This is a genomic window from Nocardioides marmoriginsengisoli (assembly GCF_003725695.1).
GTDB lineage: Bacteria > Actinomycetota > Actinomycetes > Propionibacteriales > Nocardioidaceae > Marmoricola > Marmoricola marmoriginsengisoli.
The window spans coordinates 769,747-786,404 of the sequence record NZ_RJSE01000003.1; the positions used below are offsets into that span (position 1 = coordinate 769,747).

At 72.0% G+C, this 16,658-nt stretch carries 14 protein-coding genes; 11 read left to right on the top strand and 3 right to left on the bottom strand.

Annotation, left to right across the window (positions count from 1 at the left end):
• The first annotated feature begins 150 nt into the window (after positions 1-150).
• The 5 genes from EFK50_RS05690 (at position 151) to EFK50_RS05710 (ending at position 8,399) form a co-directional block, all read left to right on the top strand.
• Entirely contained in the window at positions 151-4,644 is a 4,494-nt protein-coding gene (locus EFK50_RS05690; protein ID WP_246004043.1) for an ATP-dependent helicase, read from the top strand.
• An 8-nt stretch (positions 4,645-4,652) separates the two neighbouring features.
• On the top strand, positions 4,653-5,444 hold the full coding sequence (locus EFK50_RS05695; RefSeq protein WP_123226548.1) for a DNA-formamidopyrimidine glycosylase family protein: 792 nt from the start codon (positions 4,653-4,655) through the stop codon (positions 5,442-5,444).
• Positions 5,445-5,454: 10 nt separating this feature from the next.
• Positions 5,455-5,814, top strand: a complete 360-nt coding sequence (locus tag EFK50_RS05700) for an HNH endonuclease (RefSeq protein WP_123226549.1) — start codon at positions 5,455-5,457, stop codon at positions 5,812-5,814.
• A gap of 87 nt (positions 5,815-5,901) precedes the next feature.
• A complete protein-coding gene (locus EFK50_RS05705; RefSeq protein WP_221177278.1) occupies positions 5,902-7,407 on the top strand; it encodes a spermidine synthase in 1,506 nt (501 codons plus the stop codon).
• Positions 7,408-7,463: 56 nt separating this feature from the next.
• Entirely contained in the window at positions 7,464-8,399 is a 936-nt protein-coding gene (locus EFK50_RS05710; protein WP_123226550.1) for a hypothetical protein, read from the top strand.
• A 105-nt stretch (positions 8,400-8,504) separates the two neighbouring features.
• Here EFK50_RS05710 and EFK50_RS05715 read toward each other — a convergent pair whose 3' ends face one another.
• The gene (locus tag EFK50_RS05715) at positions 8,505-9,146 is read right to left on the bottom strand and encodes a LuxR C-terminal-related transcriptional regulator (RefSeq protein ID WP_123226551.1); all 642 of its coding nucleotides are present in this window, start codon (positions 9,144-9,146) and stop codon (positions 8,505-8,507) included.
• Complete coding sequence (locus EFK50_RS05720; protein WP_123226552.1) at positions 9,146-10,426, bottom strand: ATP-binding protein; 1,281 nt, start codon at positions 10,424-10,426, stop codon at positions 9,146-9,148. The genes EFK50_RS05715 and EFK50_RS05720 overlap by 1 nt, the downstream gene beginning before the upstream one ends.
• Positions 10,427-10,559: 133 nt before the next feature.
• Between EFK50_RS05720 and EFK50_RS05725 the strand changes: the two genes are divergently transcribed.
• From EFK50_RS05725 to EFK50_RS22425, 3 genes are read left to right on the top strand one after another with little or no spacing between them, the layout of a single operon-like run.
• Positions 10,560-11,807 carry a PspC domain-containing protein gene (locus EFK50_RS05725; RefSeq protein WP_183407691.1) on the top strand — a complete coding sequence of 416 codons (1,248 nt, stop codon included), beginning with the start codon at positions 10,560-10,562 and terminating at the stop codon, positions 11,805-11,807.
• Complete coding sequence (locus EFK50_RS05730; RefSeq protein WP_123226554.1) at positions 11,804-12,169, top strand: hypothetical protein; 366 nt, start codon at positions 11,804-11,806, stop codon at positions 12,167-12,169. Before EFK50_RS05725 ends, EFK50_RS05730 begins: the two co-directional genes overlap by 4 nt.
• Positions 12,166-12,468 (top strand): PspC domain-containing protein, encoded by a 303-nt coding sequence (locus EFK50_RS22425; RefSeq protein ID WP_221177279.1) that lies wholly within the window; start codon positions 12,166-12,168, stop codon positions 12,466-12,468. Before EFK50_RS05730 ends, EFK50_RS22425 begins: the two co-directional genes overlap by 4 nt.
• Before the next feature lie 4 nt (positions 12,469-12,472).
• On the opposite strand, the gene EFK50_RS05740 is transcribed toward EFK50_RS22425, so the two are convergent.
• Positions 12,473-13,210, bottom strand: a complete 738-nt coding sequence (locus EFK50_RS05740; protein ID WP_123226556.1) for a MerR family transcriptional regulator — start codon at positions 13,208-13,210, stop codon at positions 12,473-12,475.
• Between the two features lie 147 nt (positions 13,211-13,357).
• Between EFK50_RS05740 and EFK50_RS05745 the strand changes: the two genes are divergently transcribed.
• From EFK50_RS05745 to EFK50_RS05755, 3 genes are read left to right on the top strand one after another with little or no spacing between them, the layout of a single operon-like run.
• Entirely contained in the window at positions 13,358-14,497 is a 1,140-nt protein-coding gene (locus tag EFK50_RS05745; protein WP_123226557.1) for an acyl-CoA dehydrogenase family protein, read from the top strand.
• 1 nt (position 14,498) lies between these two features.
• On the top strand, positions 14,499-15,395 hold the full coding sequence (locus tag EFK50_RS05750) for an oxygenase MpaB family protein (protein WP_123226558.1): 897 nt from the start codon (positions 14,499-14,501) through the stop codon (positions 15,393-15,395).
• Positions 15,395-16,585: an acyl-CoA dehydrogenase family protein gene (locus tag EFK50_RS05755; protein WP_123226559.1), complete on the top strand. Its 1,191-nt coding sequence runs from the start codon at positions 15,395-15,397 to the stop codon at positions 16,583-16,585. The genes EFK50_RS05750 and EFK50_RS05755 overlap by 1 nt, the downstream gene beginning before the upstream one ends.
• Positions 16,586-16,658 lie beyond the last annotated feature (73 nt).

Consider the following 16,658-nt stretch of genomic DNA (forward strand, 5'->3'; position numbering starts at 1 on the left):
TGTGCCTTCCGTGCGGGCCGGGACCGGCCGGGTGCGCCGAGCATAGCCAGCCCGCGCCGAACCCCGCCGGGGATCCCGCACAACCTTTTCGGGCCCTGACCGACCCGTCCAGCACCCCGCGATGTCGGTGTCCTGGGGAATGATGGCCGGGTGCAGCAGTTCAGCGAAGCGACCCGGACCTGGTTCCAGGCCGCCTTCGCCGCGCCCACCCCCGCCCAGGTGGGCGCCTGGGACGCGATCGCCGCGGGTCGCGACGCGCTGGTGGTGGCGCCGACCGGTTCCGGCAAGACCCTCGCCGCCTTCCTGGCATCGCTGGACAAGATCGCCACCGACCCGCGGCCGGCCGAGAAGCAGCTGCGCTGCCGAGTGCTGTACATCTCCCCGTTGAAGGCGCTGGCCGTCGACGTCGAGCGCAACCTGCGGGCACCGCTGGCGGGGATCCGGCACACCGCGCAGCGGCTCGGCACCGAGGTCCCGGAGATCACCGTCGGCGTCCGCTCCGGCGACACCTCCGCCGCGGACCGCCGCCGGTTGCAGACCAACCCTCCGGACATCCTGATCACCACCCCGGAATCGCTCTTCCTGATGCTGACCTCGCAGGCGCGGGAGGCCTTGCGCGGGGTGGAGACGGTGATCCTGGACGAGGTGCACGCGGTCGCCGGCACCAAGCGCGGCGCCCACCTGGCGCTCTCCCTCGAACGGCTCGACGCCCTGCTGGAGCGACCGGCGCAACGGGTCGGGCTGTCGGCGACCGTCCGGCCGATCGAGGAGGTCGCCCGCTTCCTCGGCGGCTCGGCGCCGGTCGAGATCGTCGCGCCGCCCTCGGAGAAGACCTGGGACCTGAGGGTCGTGGTGCCGATCGAGGACATGACCGCCCTCGACGCCGACGACGACTCGCCACGGTCCGGCTCGATCTGGCCGCACGTCGAGGAGCGGGTCGTCGACCTGATCGAGGCGCACACCTCGACGATCGTCTTCGCCAATTCGCGCCGGCTGGCCGAACGGCTGACGGCAAGGCTCAACGAGATCGTCGCCGAGCGGGCGGCTTCGGACGCCGACTCGCCCGCGACCCGCACCCCGGCCGAGGTGATGGCCCAGTCCGGCCAGTCCCACGGCGCCCCGCCGGTGATCGCGCGGGCGCACCACGGCTCGGTCTCCAAGGAGCAGCGCGCGGTCATCGAGGACGACCTGAAGCGCGGTCGGCTCCCCTGCGTCGTCGCGACCAGCAGCCTCGAGCTCGGCATCGACATGGGCGCGGTCGACCTGGTCATCCAGATCGAGTCGCCGCCCTCGGTCGCCAGTGCGCTGCAGCGGGTCGGGCGCGCCGGGCACCAGGTGGGCGAGACCTCCCGCGGCGTGCTCTTCCCCAAGCACCGCGGCGATCTGGTGCCGACCGCGGTCGCCGTCGAGCGGATGCGCAGCGGTGGCATCGAGGCGCTCCGGATCCCGACCAACCCGCTCGACGTCCTCGCCCAGCAGGTCGTCGCCGCGACCGCGCTGGAGGCGTGGCAGGCCGACGAGCTGTTCGACCTGGCCCGTCGTACGGCGTCGTTCGCGGGTCTTCCGCGCAGCGCCTTCGACGCCACTCTGGACCTGCTCGCGGGTCGCTACCCCAGCGACGAGTTCGCCGAGCTGCGTCCCCGGATCGTCTGGGACCGGGTGACCGGGACCCTCACCGGGCGCCCGGGAGCCCAACGGCTCGCGGTGACCAGCGGCGGCACCATCCCCGACCGCGGCATGTTCGGCGTGTTCCTCGTCGGGGAGCGTGCCAGCCGGGTCGGCGAGCTCGACGAGGAGATGGTCTACGAGTCGCGGGTCGGCGACCTCTTCACCCTCGGCACCAGCACCTGGCGGATCGAGGACATCACCCACGACCGGGTGCTGGTCTCCCCCGCGCCCGGCCAGCCCGGCCGGCTGCCCTTCTGGACCGGCGACACCCTGGGCCGCCCGGCCGAGCTCGGCGAGGCGATCGGCGCGTTCACCCGCGAGCTGGCGGCGCTCTCCGGGAAGGCTGCGACCGAGCGGGCCCTCGGAGCCGGGCTCGACGCCTGGGCGGCCGACAACCTGGTCGCGCTGGTCGCGGAGCAGCGCGAAGCCACCAACGCGGTCCCGCACGACCGCCAGCTCGTCGTCGAGCGGTTCCGCGACGAGCTCGGCGACTGGCGGCTGGTGGTGCACTCGCCGTACGGGACTCCGGTGCACGCGCCCTGGGCGCTGGCGATCAATGCCCGACTCCGGGAGCGGTACGGCGTCGATGCGCAGGCGATGGCGGCGGACGACGGCATCGTGCTGCGGATCCCGGAGACCGACCAGGACCCGCCCGGGGCCGAGCTGATCGTGTTCGAGCCCGACGAGATCGAGCAGCTCGTCACGGCCGAGGTCGGCGGGTCGGCCCTCTTCGCCGCTCGGTTCCGGGAGTGCGCGGCCCGGGCGCTGCTGCTCCCCCGGCGGGACCCCGGACGGCGTTCGCCGCTCTGGCAGCAGCGGCAGCGCTCGGCCCAGCTGCTCGAGGTCGCGTCCCGCTACCCGTCCTTCCCGATCGTGCTGGAGACGATCCGCGAGGTCCTCCAGGACGTGTACGACGTCCCGGCCCTGGTCGGACTTCAGCGCAGGATCGCCGAGCGCCAGGTCCAGCTCGTCGACGTCGCCACCCACCGGGCCTCGCCGTTCGCCCAGTCGCTGCTCTTCGGCTACGTGGCCGCGTTCATGTACGAGGGTGACTCGCCGATCGCCGAGCGCCGGGCCGCCGCACTCTCCCTGGACCAGGGCCTGCTCGCCGAGCTGCTCGGCCGCACCGAGCTGCGCGAGCTCCTCGACGTCGAGGTGCTCGAGGAGGTCGAGTCCGAGCTGCAGCGGCTGGCGGAGGACCGTCGCGCCCGGGATCCCGAGGGCCTGGTCGACGTGCTCAGGCTGATCGGCCCGCTGTCGCGCGACGAGGCCGCTGCCCGTTCCCTGGTCGAGGTCGACGACGCCCTCGGGATGCTCGCCCGGGCGCGCCGGATCGTCGAGGTCCGGATCGCCGGTGCCGAACGCTGGGCCGTGGTCGAGGACGTGGCCCGGCTCCGCGACGGCCTCGGCGTCCCGGTCCCGCCCGGCACGCCCGAGGCGTTCACCGACCCGGTCGAGGACCCGCTGGGCGACCTGATCGGCCGCTACGCCCGCACCCACGGCCCGTTCACGACCGCCGAGGTGGCCGACCGGCTCGGCCTCGGCGTCGCGGTGGCCCGGCAGAACCTGGTCCGGCTGGCCGCGCAGGGCCGGGTGCTGGAGGGCGAGTTCCGGCCGGCCGGCGCGGGCAGCGAGTGGTGCGACGCGGAGGTCCTCAGGAAGCTGCGGCGGCGCTCGCTGGCGAGGCTCCGGCACGAGGTGGAGCCGGTGGAGCCGGCCACCCTGGGCCGGTTCCTGCCGGCCTGGCAGCACGTCGCGGGCGCGGGATCCCGGGGACTGCGCGGACCGGACGGTGTGCTCGCGGTGGTCGAGCAGCTGGCCGGCTGCGCCGTCCCGGCCTCGGCGTGGGAGTCGCTGGTGCTGCCGAGCCGGGTCGTCGACTACCAGCCCGCCTACCTCGACGAGCTGACCGCGTCCGGCGAGGTGCTCTGGGCGGGGCACGGCGGCATCACCGGCGCCGACGGCTGGGTCTCGTTGCACCCGGCCGACTCCGCACCCCTGACCCTGCCCGTCGGCGAGCTCGAGATCACCGACGAGCACCAGGTCGTCCTCGATGCCCTGTCCGGCGGCGGGGCCTACTTCTTCCGCCAGCTCGGCCAGCAGGTCACCTCCACCGATGACGCCGCCCTGGCGGCCCTGATCTGGGAGCTGGTCTGGGCCGGCCGGGTCGGCAACGACACCCTGGCCCCGCTACGCGCGCTGACCCGCTCCGGGAGCGCCAGCCACCGCAGCCGACGGCCACCGCCGCGGGCCCGGATCGCCGGCACCGGCACCGGCAGAGCGCCGATGCCCAGCCGGAGCGGCCCCCCGGACATGGCCGGACGCTGGTTCCTGCTCCCCGAGCCGGAGGGCGACGCCACCCGGCGCGCCCATGCCGCCGCCGAGGGCCTCCTCCACCGGCACGGCGTCGTCACCCGGGGGGCCGTGGTGAGCGAGCGGACCCCGGGCGGGTTCGCGGCGGCGTACCGGGTGCTGGCGCGGTTCGAGGAGTCCGGGCGTGCCCGCCGCGGGTACTTCGTCGAGGGCCTGGGCGCGGCGCAGTTCGGCACCGCGGGAGCCGTGGACCGGCTGCGAACCTTCGGGCCGACGACCGAGGGCGACAAGCCGGTCGCCGTCACCCTCGCGGCCACCGATCCGGCCAGCCCGTACGGCGCCGCGCTGCCCTGGCCTCCCCAGGACGCGGGCCACCGGCCCGGCCGCAAGGCGGGTGCGCTGGTCGTCCTGGTCGACGGCGAGCTCACCCTGTACGTCGAGCGCGGCGGCCGCACCCTGCTCACCTTCGCCGAGGACGCCGCCCTGACCGCCGCCGCGATCGAGAGCCTCGGCACTGCCGTCCGCCGCGGCGCTCTCGGCAAGCTGACGGTCGAGAAGGCTGACGGGGTCGGGATCCTCGGCGCCGACGCCGAGCCGATCCGGCTCGCCCTGGAGGCAGCCGGCTTCGTCGCGACCAGCAAGGGGCTGAGGCTCCGTGCCTGAGGTGACCGATGCCTGAGGGCGACTCCGTCTGGCAGACCGCGCGGCGCCTGGACGCACTCGAGGGTCACGTCCTCACCGGTTCGGACCTGCGGATCCCCAGCCTGGCGACCGTCGACCTCGCCGGCCGGCAGGTACTGGGCACGGTCAGCCGCGGCAAGCACCTGCTGACCCGGCTCACCGACGGCATCACCCTGCACTCGCACCTGCGGATGGAGGGCCGCTGGGACGTGCAGGCCGCCGGCACCCCGTGGCGCCGGCCGGCGCACGAGGCCCGCGCCGTGCTGCGGACCGAGAAGTCCGAGGCGATCGGCTTCTCGATCCTGCTCGACGTGGTCGCGACCGAGGCCGAGCAGAGCCTCGTCGGCCACCTCGGCCCTGACCTGCTCGGTGCCGACTGGGACCCGGTGCTGGCCGTCCGCCGCCTGCAACGGCTGCCGCACCTGAGCATCGGCGAGGCCCTGGTCGACCAGCGCAACCTCGCCGGCATCGGCAACATCTACCGCGCCGAGGCCTGCTTCCTCGCCGGTGTCGACCCGAACACCCGCGTCGACGCGGTCCGGAACCTGCCGAAGCTGGTCGCGATCGCCCACCAGCTCCTGGAGACCCATCGCGACCGGCACAGCCGGATCACCACCGGCGACCGCCGACCGGGCCGGCGGCTCTGGGTGTACCGCCGCCAGGGCCCGTGCCTGCGCTGCGGCACCCCGGTCCGGACCGGTGAGCTCGGTCCCGAGGGCCAGGAGCGGACCGTGTGGTTGTGCCCGTCGTGTCAGCCGGATCTGCCGCCCGCCTCCTCCTAGGCTGAGCCGCATGCCGGCCAACCGAACTCGCAAGGCCCGGTACGCGCGTCGCCGCAAGAGCCGGATGGACGCGGTCGAGCACGACCTCAGCCCCGAGCAGTGGGACGCGCTCCAGGCAGCCTGGGGAGGTTGCGCCTACTGCGCCGCGACGGACCGGCCGCTCCAGCGCGACTGCGTCCAGCCGATCTCGCGCGGCGGCCGCTACACGCTCGACAACATCGCACCGGCCTGCGCCTCCTGCAACGCCAGCAAGTGCAACGACGAGGTCACCGGCTGGTTGCGCCGCAAGCGCCTCGACGAGCGCCGGTTCCTGGAAAGGCACGTCGCGATCCAGGCCGAGCTGCAGGGCCGGTTCCCAGGGCCCCGTTAGGCTCCGCGCGTGGTCCTCACTTCGTTCGTCATCGCGTCGTCGCCCACTCGACCTCGAGCAAGCTCGGGCGCTCGATAGGCTCCGCGCGTGGCCAACCGCTCCCGCTCCCTCGAAGTCCTGGTGTTCGCCGTCGGAGCGGGGACCCTCGGGTCCGAGATCGCCGCCGCCCGCCTGTTGGCACCCTGGTTCGGTGCCAGCACGATCGTCTGGGCGAACACCATCGCGATCGTCCTGGTCGCCCTCTCCATCGGCTACGCGATCGGCGGCCGCTTCGCCGACCGGGATCCGCGACCAGCCGGCCTGGCCAAGATCGTCCTGGTCGCCTCGGTGCTGCTCGCGATCGTCCCGTTCATCAGCGGCCCGTTCCTGCGGCAGGCGGTGAAGGCGGTCGACCAGCTCAGCGCCGCCACCTTCCTCGGCTCACTGGTCGGGGTCGGGGTGCTGCTCGCGGTGCCGTTGCTGATGCTCGGGATGGTGTCGCCGTACGCCGTCCGGCTCTCGGTCGACTCCGTGGCCGATGCCGGCCGCACCGCGGGCCGCCTCTCCGCGATCGCCACCGTCGGCTCGCTGACCGGCACCTTCCTCTCCTCGCTGCTGCTGATCCCGGTGGTCGGCACCCGGCGGACGTTCCTGCTGCTGGCCGCGATGATGGCGCTCGCCGCGCTCCCGCACCTGGCCCGCGGGCGGCTGCTCGCGGCCGTCGTACCGGCGACCATCCTCGGACTGATCGCCCTGCCGACCGGCACCCTGAAGGCCGCCGAAGCCGGCAAGAAGGTGATCTGGGAGAAGGAGACCGAGTACCAGTACGCCCGGGTGGTCGAGAACGCCAGCGGCAAGCGCAGCCTGGAGCTCAACGAAGGGCACGCGGTGCACTCGGTCTACACCGCGGGCGACTGGCTGACCGGCAACTACTGGGACGAACTGCTGGCGCTCTCGCTGGCCGGCCGGTCCGCGCCGCCGTCCTCGGTGGCGATCCTCGGCAACGCCGCCGGCACCACGGCGCGCGCGATCGGGTACTACTTCCCGGAGACCCGGGTCGACGCGGTCGAGATCGACGGCGAGATCACCGAGGTCGGCCGGGAGCTGTTCGACATGCGCGGACCGAGGCTGCGCACCTTCACCGCCGACGCCCGGCCGTGGCTGCACGCCAGCAAGAACACCTACGACGCGATCATGGTCGACGCCTACCGGCAGCCCTACATCCCGTTCTACCTGGCCACCCGGGAGTTCTTCGCGCTGGTGCGCGAGCACCTGAACCCGGGCGGGCTGGTGATCATCAACGTCGGGCACCCCGAGGGCTCGACGGCGCTGGAGAAGGTGCTGACCGCGACGATGGCGGCCGAGTTCGGGCGCGACCAGGTCTGGCGGGACCCGGCCGAGCCGACGAACACGATGCTGATCGGGAGCACCGCCTCCGATCCGGCCGGACGGCTCGCCGAGGCCGCCGAGGTCGTCCCTGCCGATGTCGCCGAGGTGGCTCGTGCCACGGCGGCCCGGATCGCACCCGGCCTCACCGGCGGGCGCGTCTACACCGACGACGTCGCGCCGGTGGAGTGGTTGATCGATGCCTCGCTGGCCGAGGTCGCGCAGTAGCGCGGCGCGCCAACGAGGTACTGCCCAAGCGCCGTCGCGCACTGCACAATGACGTCATGGAAGCGGACGATCTGGCGTCTGCCGACGAGCTGTGGTGGTCCTGGGCGGTGCTCGCGGCCGACGGTCGCCTGCCCGAAGGGGCGGTGGCCGAGCTCGACGCCGCCGAGCACGTCCTGAGCTACGCGTACGGCGACTCCTCAGTGTTCATGCAGCGGATCGGCGGTGGCCGCGCGGTGATCTGGGGCACCGCCGCCGGCTCGACCCGGGACGCCGTCAGCGAGCACCTGGACGTCCTCGACGGAGCCCCCGACTGGGCCAGCTCGAACGCAGCCTGGCGCTCGATCCGCAACGTGAAGCCGGGCTTCCTGGCCTGGTACTCCCGCGACGGGTGGGACACCAGCACCTCCGGGATGTTCGACGGCGTCGTCGACCTGGTGACCCCGCTGCTCCGCGCCGATCCCCGGCTGGTCGCCGAGGCCAAGTCCGGGATCGCCGACGCTCCGCTGCTGCGCCAGGCGCACGGTGTCGCGCACGTCGCCGCCCAGGGCGCCATCCGGAAACGGTTGCGCAGCCAGATCCACCGGCAGATGCGGGAGGCGGAGGAGCGCGACCGCGGTCTCCCGGAGCGACCCACCCTGCTGGCGCGCTGGCACCGGGTCAGCGAACCCGGGATCAACTTCGAGCACACCGTGGTGATCGACGAGGGCGAGCTGGTGACCCTCGGTGACGCACCCCCGCTCCCCGACCCGCTGCTGGGGAGCCTGACCAACGTCCTGCGCGAGCTGCACCGCGGTGAGGCCGGCGAGGAGTCCGGGGCCTGGATCGCGGCGCAGGTCCGGGTCTCCGCCGGGAGGATCTCGCTGGTCCGGGCGTTCGACAGCCTCCCGCCCTGGTACGACGGCAAGGGGCCGACCCTGCGCGCGCTCGGCTGGGAGATGCAGCAGCGCAGCACGGCCTGGAGACCGACCTGGGCGACCCTCCTCCCCGACTAGGTCGAGTGGGTCCGAAAAGCCGTCGAGTGGGCCCGTACCGCCGGCGAGATCTGCATCTCGGCTGAAACTAGGGCCCGTTCGACAGGATTTTGGGCCTACTCAACGTCAGAGGAGGCGGCGCTCGGAGGCCCAGCGGGTGAGCTCGTGGCGGGAGCTGAGCTGGAGCTTCCTCAGCACCGACCCCATGTGGGTCTCGACGGTCTTGATCGAGATGAACAGCTCGGCGGCGACCTCCTTGTAGGAGTACCCGCGAGCGATCAGCCGCATCACCTCGCGCTCCCGCTCGGTCAGCCGATCCAGGTCCTCGTCGACGGCGGCCACCTCGATCGTGCCCGCGAACGCGTCCAGCACGAAGCCGGCGAGTCGTGGTGAGAACACCGCGTCCCCGGCCGCCACCCGGGCGATCGCGTCGACGAGCTCGTCGCCGGTGATGGTCTTGGTGACGTACCCGCGCGCACCCGACCGGATCGTGCCGATCACGTCCTCGGCGGCATCCGAGACGCTCAGCGCGAGGAACTTGGTATCGACCGCCTTCCCCGCCGTACGACGGATCACCTCGCCACCGCCGCCGCCGGGCAGGTGCACGTCGAGCAGCACCACCTCGGGCTGGCCGGCGATCACCGCCGCGACGGCCTGGTCGACGTCGGCGGCCTCGGCCAGCACCTCGACCGCGTCGCCGAGCTCGGCGCGCACGCCGGCGCGGAACATCGCGTGGTCGTCGACGATCACGACGCTGTGTCTGGGCATCAGGTGGACTCCCCGGTCGGTTGGCTCAGTCGGATCTCGGTGCCGGTGCCCGGCGTGCTGCGGACCTCGGCGGCGCCGCCGTGCCGGCGCATCCGTTCGACGATGCTGTCACGGAGCCCGTGCCGGTCCGCTGCGACCGCGTCCGGATCGAAGCCGGCACCGCGGTCGCGCACGAAGATCTCGATCATCTCGGCACCGGCCTCGGCGTAGACGTCGACCTTGGCGGCTCCGGAGTGCCGGGCCGCGTTCACGACCGCCTCCCGGGTCGCGAGCACGAGCGCGCGCAACCCTTCGGTCACCGGCGGGTCGCCGACGCAGACCACCTCCACCGAAACGCCGTACATGTCGTCGACCTCGCCCGCCAGGGTGCGCAGCGCCACCGCGAGCGTGGTCGCGTCGGCGCCGGAGCTGTCGAAGAGCCAGGACCGCAGGTCACGCTCCTGGGATCGCGCGAGCCTCGCCACGGCGGCCGGGTCGTGCGCGGACTTCTGGATCAGCGCGAGGGTCTGCAGCACCGAGTCGTGCAGGTGCGCCGCGACGTCGGCGCGCTCCTGGGACCGCACCCGCTCGGCGCGCTCCTCGGAGAGGTCGGAGGTCAGCCGCATCAGCCACGGCCCGGCGATGAAGGCCAGCCCGAGGATGCCGAGCGTGCTCGCGATCCCGACGTCCCGCGCGGCGCCCCACCCGCCGCCGCCGAACGAGAACAAGGTGATCGCGCTGACGAGCATCACGACGCCCGCGACCAACCGCAGGTACGACGCGGCGCCGCCACCGCCGACGATCGCCCGGACCACGTTGATCCGTCCGCTCGAGTCGACCCACCGCTCGCGCTGGGCCTCGTCGGCCTGGCGCCACAGCACGGCGACACCGCCGACGGCCAGCAGCAGCGGCCAGAAGATCCCGCCGCGACCGGTGACCATCGCCAGCAGCAGGGCGGTCCCGATACCGATCGTGGCGATCGCGATCAACGGTCCGTAGTCGACCAGCCGGAGCTTGCGCCGGGGCCGCTTGCCCTGACGCTCGGCGGCGGCCAGGCCGGGGGCGGTGTCGTCGAAGTGGGCCTGCACCGGGAGCAGCATCCAGAGCCCGGCGTAGAACATCAGCCCGAAGCCGCCCATCACCGACGCGGCGATGAACGCCGCCCGGACCCACATCACCGGGAGCCGCAGGTGCTCGGCCAGCCCGGCGGCGACTCCGCCGACCAGGCCCTCCTCGGTGTTCCGGTACGCCTTCGGCGGCGCGGCGACGCCGGCACTCGGAGGCGGCACGGAGGGGGTCATGTGACCATCGTGGCATCCGGACCCGATCGGGACATCAGGTGCGACCCCGAGATGTCACCCTGAGACGGCGTTCCCCGAGAATCAGGGCTCTCCCCGATGGTGCCGAGCCTGGTCACGGACCACGATGGAGGACATGAACGAGACCACGTACGGCCCCGGCACACCCCCCGGGGCCCCAGGCAACCAGGCACCGCTGCCGCCGCACCAGGATCTGGACCGGCTCCGCCGCAGTGTCACCGATCGCTACGTCGCCGGTGTCGCCGGCGGCATCGGCCGGCACTTCGGCGTCGACCCGACCATCATCCGGGTCCTGCTCGCCGTGCTCACCCTCTTCGGCGGCGCCGGCGTGCTGATCTACGCGGTCGCCTGGATGTTCGTCCCCGAGGACGGCAAGGACCGGTCCGCGGTGAACGTCAGCAGCGAGCCGCGCAAGATCCTGCTGCTCGCCGCGGTCGGCGTGGCCGGCCTGCTGGCCGTCGGCGACGTCTTCGGCGGCGGCTGGGACGCCGGCTGGCCGATCGCGAGCGTCGCGGTGGTGATCGGCGTGGTGCTGATCGCCCGTGACCGCCGCGGCGGGAAGAACGACCCCGCGGCGGAGACGCCGGCCCAGCCCTGGGCCGCCGCGACGCACGACCCCACCACGAGCTACCCGGCGACGTCGCAGTCGACGTACCCGCAGCCGGCCGACCAGGGTCCCGCCTACGCACCTCCCGCCCCGCCCGCGTGGCAGCCCCCGGTGGCGCAGCCGCCGCTGATCCCGCCGCACCCGAAGCGCACCGGCATCCTCTGGTTCTGGCCCACGATCGCGCTGATCGCGATCGGGCTCGGCGTGGTCGGCATCTTCGACACCAACGCGCACCAGGTCGACCCCGGCGTCTACCCGGCGGTGGCGGTCGCGATCACCGGCGTGATGCTGCTGGTCGGCTCGTTCTTCGGACGTCCCGGCGGACTGATCCTGGTCGGCATCGTCTCCACGATGGCGCTGAGCATGGCAACCGTCCTGGGCACCTTCCACATCGACGGGCGCAACCTGGAGGCGGAGCCGAAGACAGCCGCCGAGGTGCAGTCCAGCTACAAGACCCACATGGGCCGGATCTACGTCGACCTGACCAAGGTCGCCGACCCGGCGGCACTCGCCGGCCGCGAGATCGACCTCACCCTGAACGCCGGGGAGATCACCGTGATCGTGCCGAAGAGCCTGAACGTCGACATCGACGCCGAGCTCGGCTTCGCCGGGGGCATCGACATCCCCGGGTACGACGGCGGCGGGGTCCAGGACTCCGCCGAGCGCAGCCTGACCGGCACCCCGGCCACCACCACCCCCGCCCTCGACCTGGACATCGACGTCCGGGTCGGCCAGATCAACGTGGAGCAGCGATGAGCACCGAGACACCGACCACCCCGACCACCCGTCCGCTGAGCATCGCGCACCTGATCTTCGGCCTGATCTTCGGCGGGATCGCGACGCTCTGGTTCATCGGCAACGCCAACGACGCCGACTTCGACAACCAGGCAGCCGGGCTCCCGGTGGTGCTGATCGGCGCCGGCGTGATCGGCCTCATCGCCGCGGTGCTCAGCCGGCGCCGGAACACGCGCATCCAAGCCGCGACCGGAGCCCCGGTCGAGGAGTTCGCCGCCACCGAGGTGAGCGCACCCGAGACGGACGCACCCGAGGCCGGCACCACTGAGCCCACCACCCCCGAGGACACCCTCGTCCTCGACGAGCGCAAGGACGAGTCATGAGCTGCGAGCAGGTCACTCCCCCGCAGGACGGCGCCCCAGAGACACCCCAGGAGGCTCCCCAGGGAGCTCCCCAGCCGCCGTACCAGCCTCCGACCTACCAGGCGCCCCCGCCGCCGATCCGCCGGCTGATGCGCAGCAACGACGACAAGATGGTCGCCGGCGTCTGCGGCGGCCTGGGCCGCTACCTCGGCGTCGACCCGACGCTGGTCCGGGTCGGCGCGGTCGTCGCCCTGGTGATCGGCTTCCCGGCGACGATCGTCGCTTACGCCGTGGCCTGGGCGATCATGCCGCAGGGTTGAGGATTCAGCGGGACAGCGACCGGGTGATCACCTGGTTCGCTGCCCGCTGGAACCCGCTGACCACCGCCTCCAGGGTCAGCTGGCGCAGCCGCGCCATGGTCTGCTCGAACTCGGCCTTGTCGGCCTCGCTCTTCGGGCTCTCCAGGTACGGCGTCAGCACCCGGTCCTTGAGGACGGCGGTCAGCTCGTCGGCGAGCTCGACCATGTGCCGGTTGATCGCCTCGCCGGCAGCGACCATCGAGTCGACCGGGATCGGCAGGTCGAGCACCTGCAGCCCGACCGTGAACGCCGGCAGCAGCTCGTAGCGGCCGTCGTCGAGCTCCTCGACCGCCAGCGTCGCCGCCAGCCGCTGGACGTCCTCCTCGGAGAGCTTGCGCCCGGCCCGGGTCTCCAGCTGGCGCCGGGTGACCACCTCGTGGCCGCCGGTCTTCCAACTGGTCAGCATCGCCTTCTGCACGGCGAGGTCCTCGACCGAGGCGTCGGCGGGGATCCGGGCGAGGTACTTCTCGATCGCCGCCAGCGTGAACCCGTGGTCCTGGAGCGCGCGGATCAGCTCCAGCCGGGCCCGGTGCTGGGCGGAGTAGTAGGCCATCCGGCCGCGGCGCATCGGCGGCGGCAGCAGGCCGAGACCGGCGTAGTACCGGGTCGTGCGCACGGTCATCCCGGTGATCGCGGCGAGCTCGTCGACGGTGTACGACTCCTCGGCGACCACGTCGGGAACGGCGCTGGACTCCACTGGCACGGTGCGACTGTAACAGTAGAACTGGCAGTTTGACCGAGCGCCGCGTGGGACAGGTCACGCGCCTCTTGTATCGTGACAGTATTGCTGTAACAGTTGGCTTGTCAGCGTTACCCGGAGCGTTTGAACCCAGCAAAGGACCGCCCTTCCATGCGTGACATCTTCACCGCCGAGCACGAGGACTTCCGCAAGACCGTCCGCGCCTTCATGGAGAAAGAGGTCGTGCCGTTCCACGACCAGTGGGACAAGGACGGGATCGTCCCCCGCGAGCTCTGGAAGAAGGCCGGCGAGACCGGTCTGCTCTGCTTCGACGTACCCGAGGAGTTCGGCGGTCCCGGGGTCGACGACTTCCGCTACAACGTGATCGTCTCCGAGGAGCAGACCCGGGCCAACGTCAGCGGCCCCGGCTTCTCGGTGCACACCGACATCATCGTCCCGTACCTGATCAGCATCGCCAACGACGAGCAGAAGGCCCGCTGGCTCCCCGGCTGCGTCTCCGGTGACACCATCACCGCGATCGCGATGACCGAGCCCGGCGCCGGCTCGGACCTGCAGGGCATCCGGACCACCGCGATCGACAAGGGCGACCACTACCTGGTCAACGGCTCGAAGACCTTCATCAGCAACGGCATCCACGCCGACCTGGTGATCGTCGTCGCCCGAACCGACCCGGACGCCGGCCACAAGGGCATCAGCCTGATCGTCCTCGAGGAGGGCATGGAGGGCTTCGAGCGCGGCCGCAACCTCGACAAGATCGGGCTGCACGCCCAGGACACCGCCGAGCTCTCCTTCACCGACGTGATGGTGCCCAAGGAGAACCTGCTCGGCGAGGAGGGCCAGGGCTTCATCTACCTGATGATGAACCTGCCCCAGGAGCGGCTGATCATCGCCGCCCAGGCGGTCGCCGCGTGCGAGGCGGTCCTGGACATGTGCCTCGAGTACGCCAAGACCCGGGAGGCGTTCGGCAAGCCGATCGGCAAGTTCCAGCACAACCGGTTCCTGCTCGCCGAGATGGCCACCGAGACCAAGATCGCCCGGGTCTTCATCGACGACTGCCTGAAGAAGCACCTGGCCGGCAAGCTCGACGCGGTGGACGCCTCGATGGCGAAGTACCACGCCACCGAGCTGCAGAACAAGCACGTGAACCAGGGCGTCCAGCTGCACGGCGGCTACGGCTACATGCTGGAGTACCCGATCGCGAAGGCCTACCTGGACAGCCGGATCTCGACCATCTACGGCGGGACCACCGAGATCCAGAAGGAAATCATCGGCCGATCGCTAGGCATCTGAGATGCGCGGCCGGTTCGCGAACCTGCGACGGATCGAGCGGCTCGACCCTGCGGTCGACTACGACGAGATCTTCCAGCTCGTCGCGTACCACGAGTTCCCCTGGGAAGTCGTCCAAGGCACCTCGATCGCGTTCATGCGCGACTACGGCGTGCCGACGATCAGCGACCTGCTGGACCGCACCGGCCGCTTCGAGCACGACGGCCAGAAGCGGTACGACGACACCGTGCTGATCGGCTACGAGTACGCCGTGGACGGGGTCGACTCCGAGCGCGGGCACGCCTCGATCCGCCGGATGAACCAGATCCACGGCCACTACGGCATCCCGAACCACGAGTTCCGCTACGTGCTCGCGACCACCCTGGTCGGCCCGGTCCGGTTCATCGAGCGCTACGGCTGGCGACCGCTGCACCCGAACGAGCGGGCCGCGATGACGATCGTCACGAGCCGGCTCGGCACGCTGATGGGCATCAAGGACCTGCCGACCACGTACGCCGAGTACGAGCGCCTGCACGACGAGTACGAGGCCGAGCGGTTCGCCTACGACCCGGCCAACACCCGGGTCGCCGAGGCGAGCATCCGGATCGTCACCGACTGGTACCCGCGCCCGGTGCAGCCGCTCTTCCGCCGGGTCACGATCGCGATGCTCGACGAGCCGCTCCGGGTGGCGCTCGGCCTGCCGAAGCAGCCGGCCTGGCTGGTCGGCCTCCTCGACCGCGCGCTCCGGCTGCGCGGCCGGGTGATCCGGCACCTGCCGCCCCGCGCGGCGGACGACCCGTACCGCCACGACGCCAGCCGGACCTACCCGTTCGGCTACAAGATCTCCGACCTCGGGCCGCGCGACGTCAGCGCCGAGCGGCACCGCGACGCCGGGCCGGTGCCCGAGAAGAGGGTCTCCTGATGGACTTCAACCTGCCCGAGTCCGCGCTCGCCGTCCGTGACGGCGTCGCCGCGGTGGCCGCGAAGTACGACAACGCGTACTGGTCGCGTTGCGAGGAGGAGCACCGCTTCCCCGACGAGGTCTTCAAGGACCTCGGTGACGGCGGCTGGCTCGGTCTCTGCATCCCCGAGGAGTACGGCGGCGGCGGCCAGGGCCTGCTCGAGCTCGCCGTCGCCAACGACACCCTCTGCGCCTCCGGCGGCACCCAGGGCACCTTCATCTACGTGACCACCCCGGGCTTCGGTGCGATGACCCTGGTCCGGCACGGGACCGAGGAGCAGAAGCAGCGGATCCTGCCGGGGCTCGCTGCCGGCGAGATCCAGTTCTCCTTCGCGCTCACCGAGCCGGACGCCGGGTCGAACGCCATCGAGATCACCACCGCCGCCCGTCGCGACGGCGACGACTTCCTGATCAAGGGCCAGAAGGTCTGGATCAGCAACGTCGAGCGGGCCGACTGGATGGTCGCGGTCACCCGGACGGTGCCGGCCGCCGAGGCCAAGGAGGCCGGCGGCAACCGCACCCACGGCTTCACGCTCTTCCTGGTCGACGTCAAGGAAGCGCTGGCCGCCGGCACGCTCTCCTACACGCCGATCCCGAAGATGGGCAGCAACATCCTGAACTCCTCGCAAGTGTTCTTCGACGACGTCCGGGTGCCCGCGGAGAACGTCCTGGGCGAGGTCGACCGGGGCTTCGGCGTCCTCTGGGACGTGCTCAACCCCGAGCGGATCCTGGCCGCGGCCGGCGGCGTCGGCTCGGCGGACGCCGCCCTGGACGTCGCGGCGCAGTACGCCCGCGAGCGAGTCGTCTTCGGCCGCCCGATCGGAGCGAACCAGGCGATCCAGTTCCCGCTCGCGCAGATCAAGGCGAAGACCGAGCTGGCCCGGCTGATGACCTACAAGGCCGCCTGGCTCTTCGACCAGGGCCTGATGTGCGGCAACGAGGCCAACGTCGCCAAGCTGACCGGCGCCCAGGTCGCCTGGGAGGCGGCGGACCAGGCCTTCCAGACCCTCGGCGGGATGGCCTACTCCAAGGAGTACCCGATCGAGCGGATGTTCCGGGATGCCCGGATCGGGAAGAACATCCCGGTCTCCGAGCAGCTCGTGCTGGCCCATATCGGCACCTCGATGCTCGGCCTCCCGAAGAGCTACTAGCGATCTCGGAACCCCGGCCCTTCCCGGGACGTTCACGCCTGAAAGACAATGTGACCCCCGCCACAATCCAGGA

Coding starts and splice junctions, on each gene's coding strand:
- EFK50_RS05730 (WP_123226554.1), top strand. CDS start 11,804: ATGAGCACCGAGACACCGACCACCCCGACCACCCGTCCGCTGAGCATC.
- EFK50_RS05750 (WP_123226558.1), top strand. CDS start 14,499: ATGCGCGGCCGGTTCGCGAACCTGCGACGGATCGAGCGGCTCGACCCT.
- EFK50_RS05715 (WP_123226551.1), bottom strand. CDS start 9,146: ATGCCCAGACACAGCGTCGTGATCGTCGACGACCACGCGATGTTCCGC.
- EFK50_RS05725 (WP_183407691.1), top strand. CDS start 10,560: ATGAACGAGACCACGTACGGCCCCGGCACACCCCCCGGGGCCCCAGGC.
- EFK50_RS05710 (WP_123226550.1), top strand. CDS start 7,464: ATGGAAGCGGACGATCTGGCGTCTGCCGACGAGCTGTGGTGGTCCTGG.
- EFK50_RS22425 (WP_221177279.1), top strand. CDS start 12,166: ATGAGCTGCGAGCAGGTCACTCCCCCGCAGGACGGCGCCCCAGAGACA.
- EFK50_RS05695 (WP_123226548.1), top strand. CDS start 4,653: ATGCCTGAGGGCGACTCCGTCTGGCAGACCGCGCGGCGCCTGGACGCA.
- EFK50_RS05700 (WP_123226549.1), top strand. CDS start 5,455: ATGCCGGCCAACCGAACTCGCAAGGCCCGGTACGCGCGTCGCCGCAAG.
- EFK50_RS05755 (WP_123226559.1), top strand. CDS start 15,395: ATGGACTTCAACCTGCCCGAGTCCGCGCTCGCCGTCCGTGACGGCGTC.
- EFK50_RS05720 (WP_123226552.1), bottom strand. CDS start 10,426: ATGACCCCCTCCGTGCCGCCTCCGAGTGCCGGCGTCGCCGCGCCGCCG.
- EFK50_RS05745 (WP_123226557.1), top strand. CDS start 13,358: ATGCGTGACATCTTCACCGCCGAGCACGAGGACTTCCGCAAGACCGTC.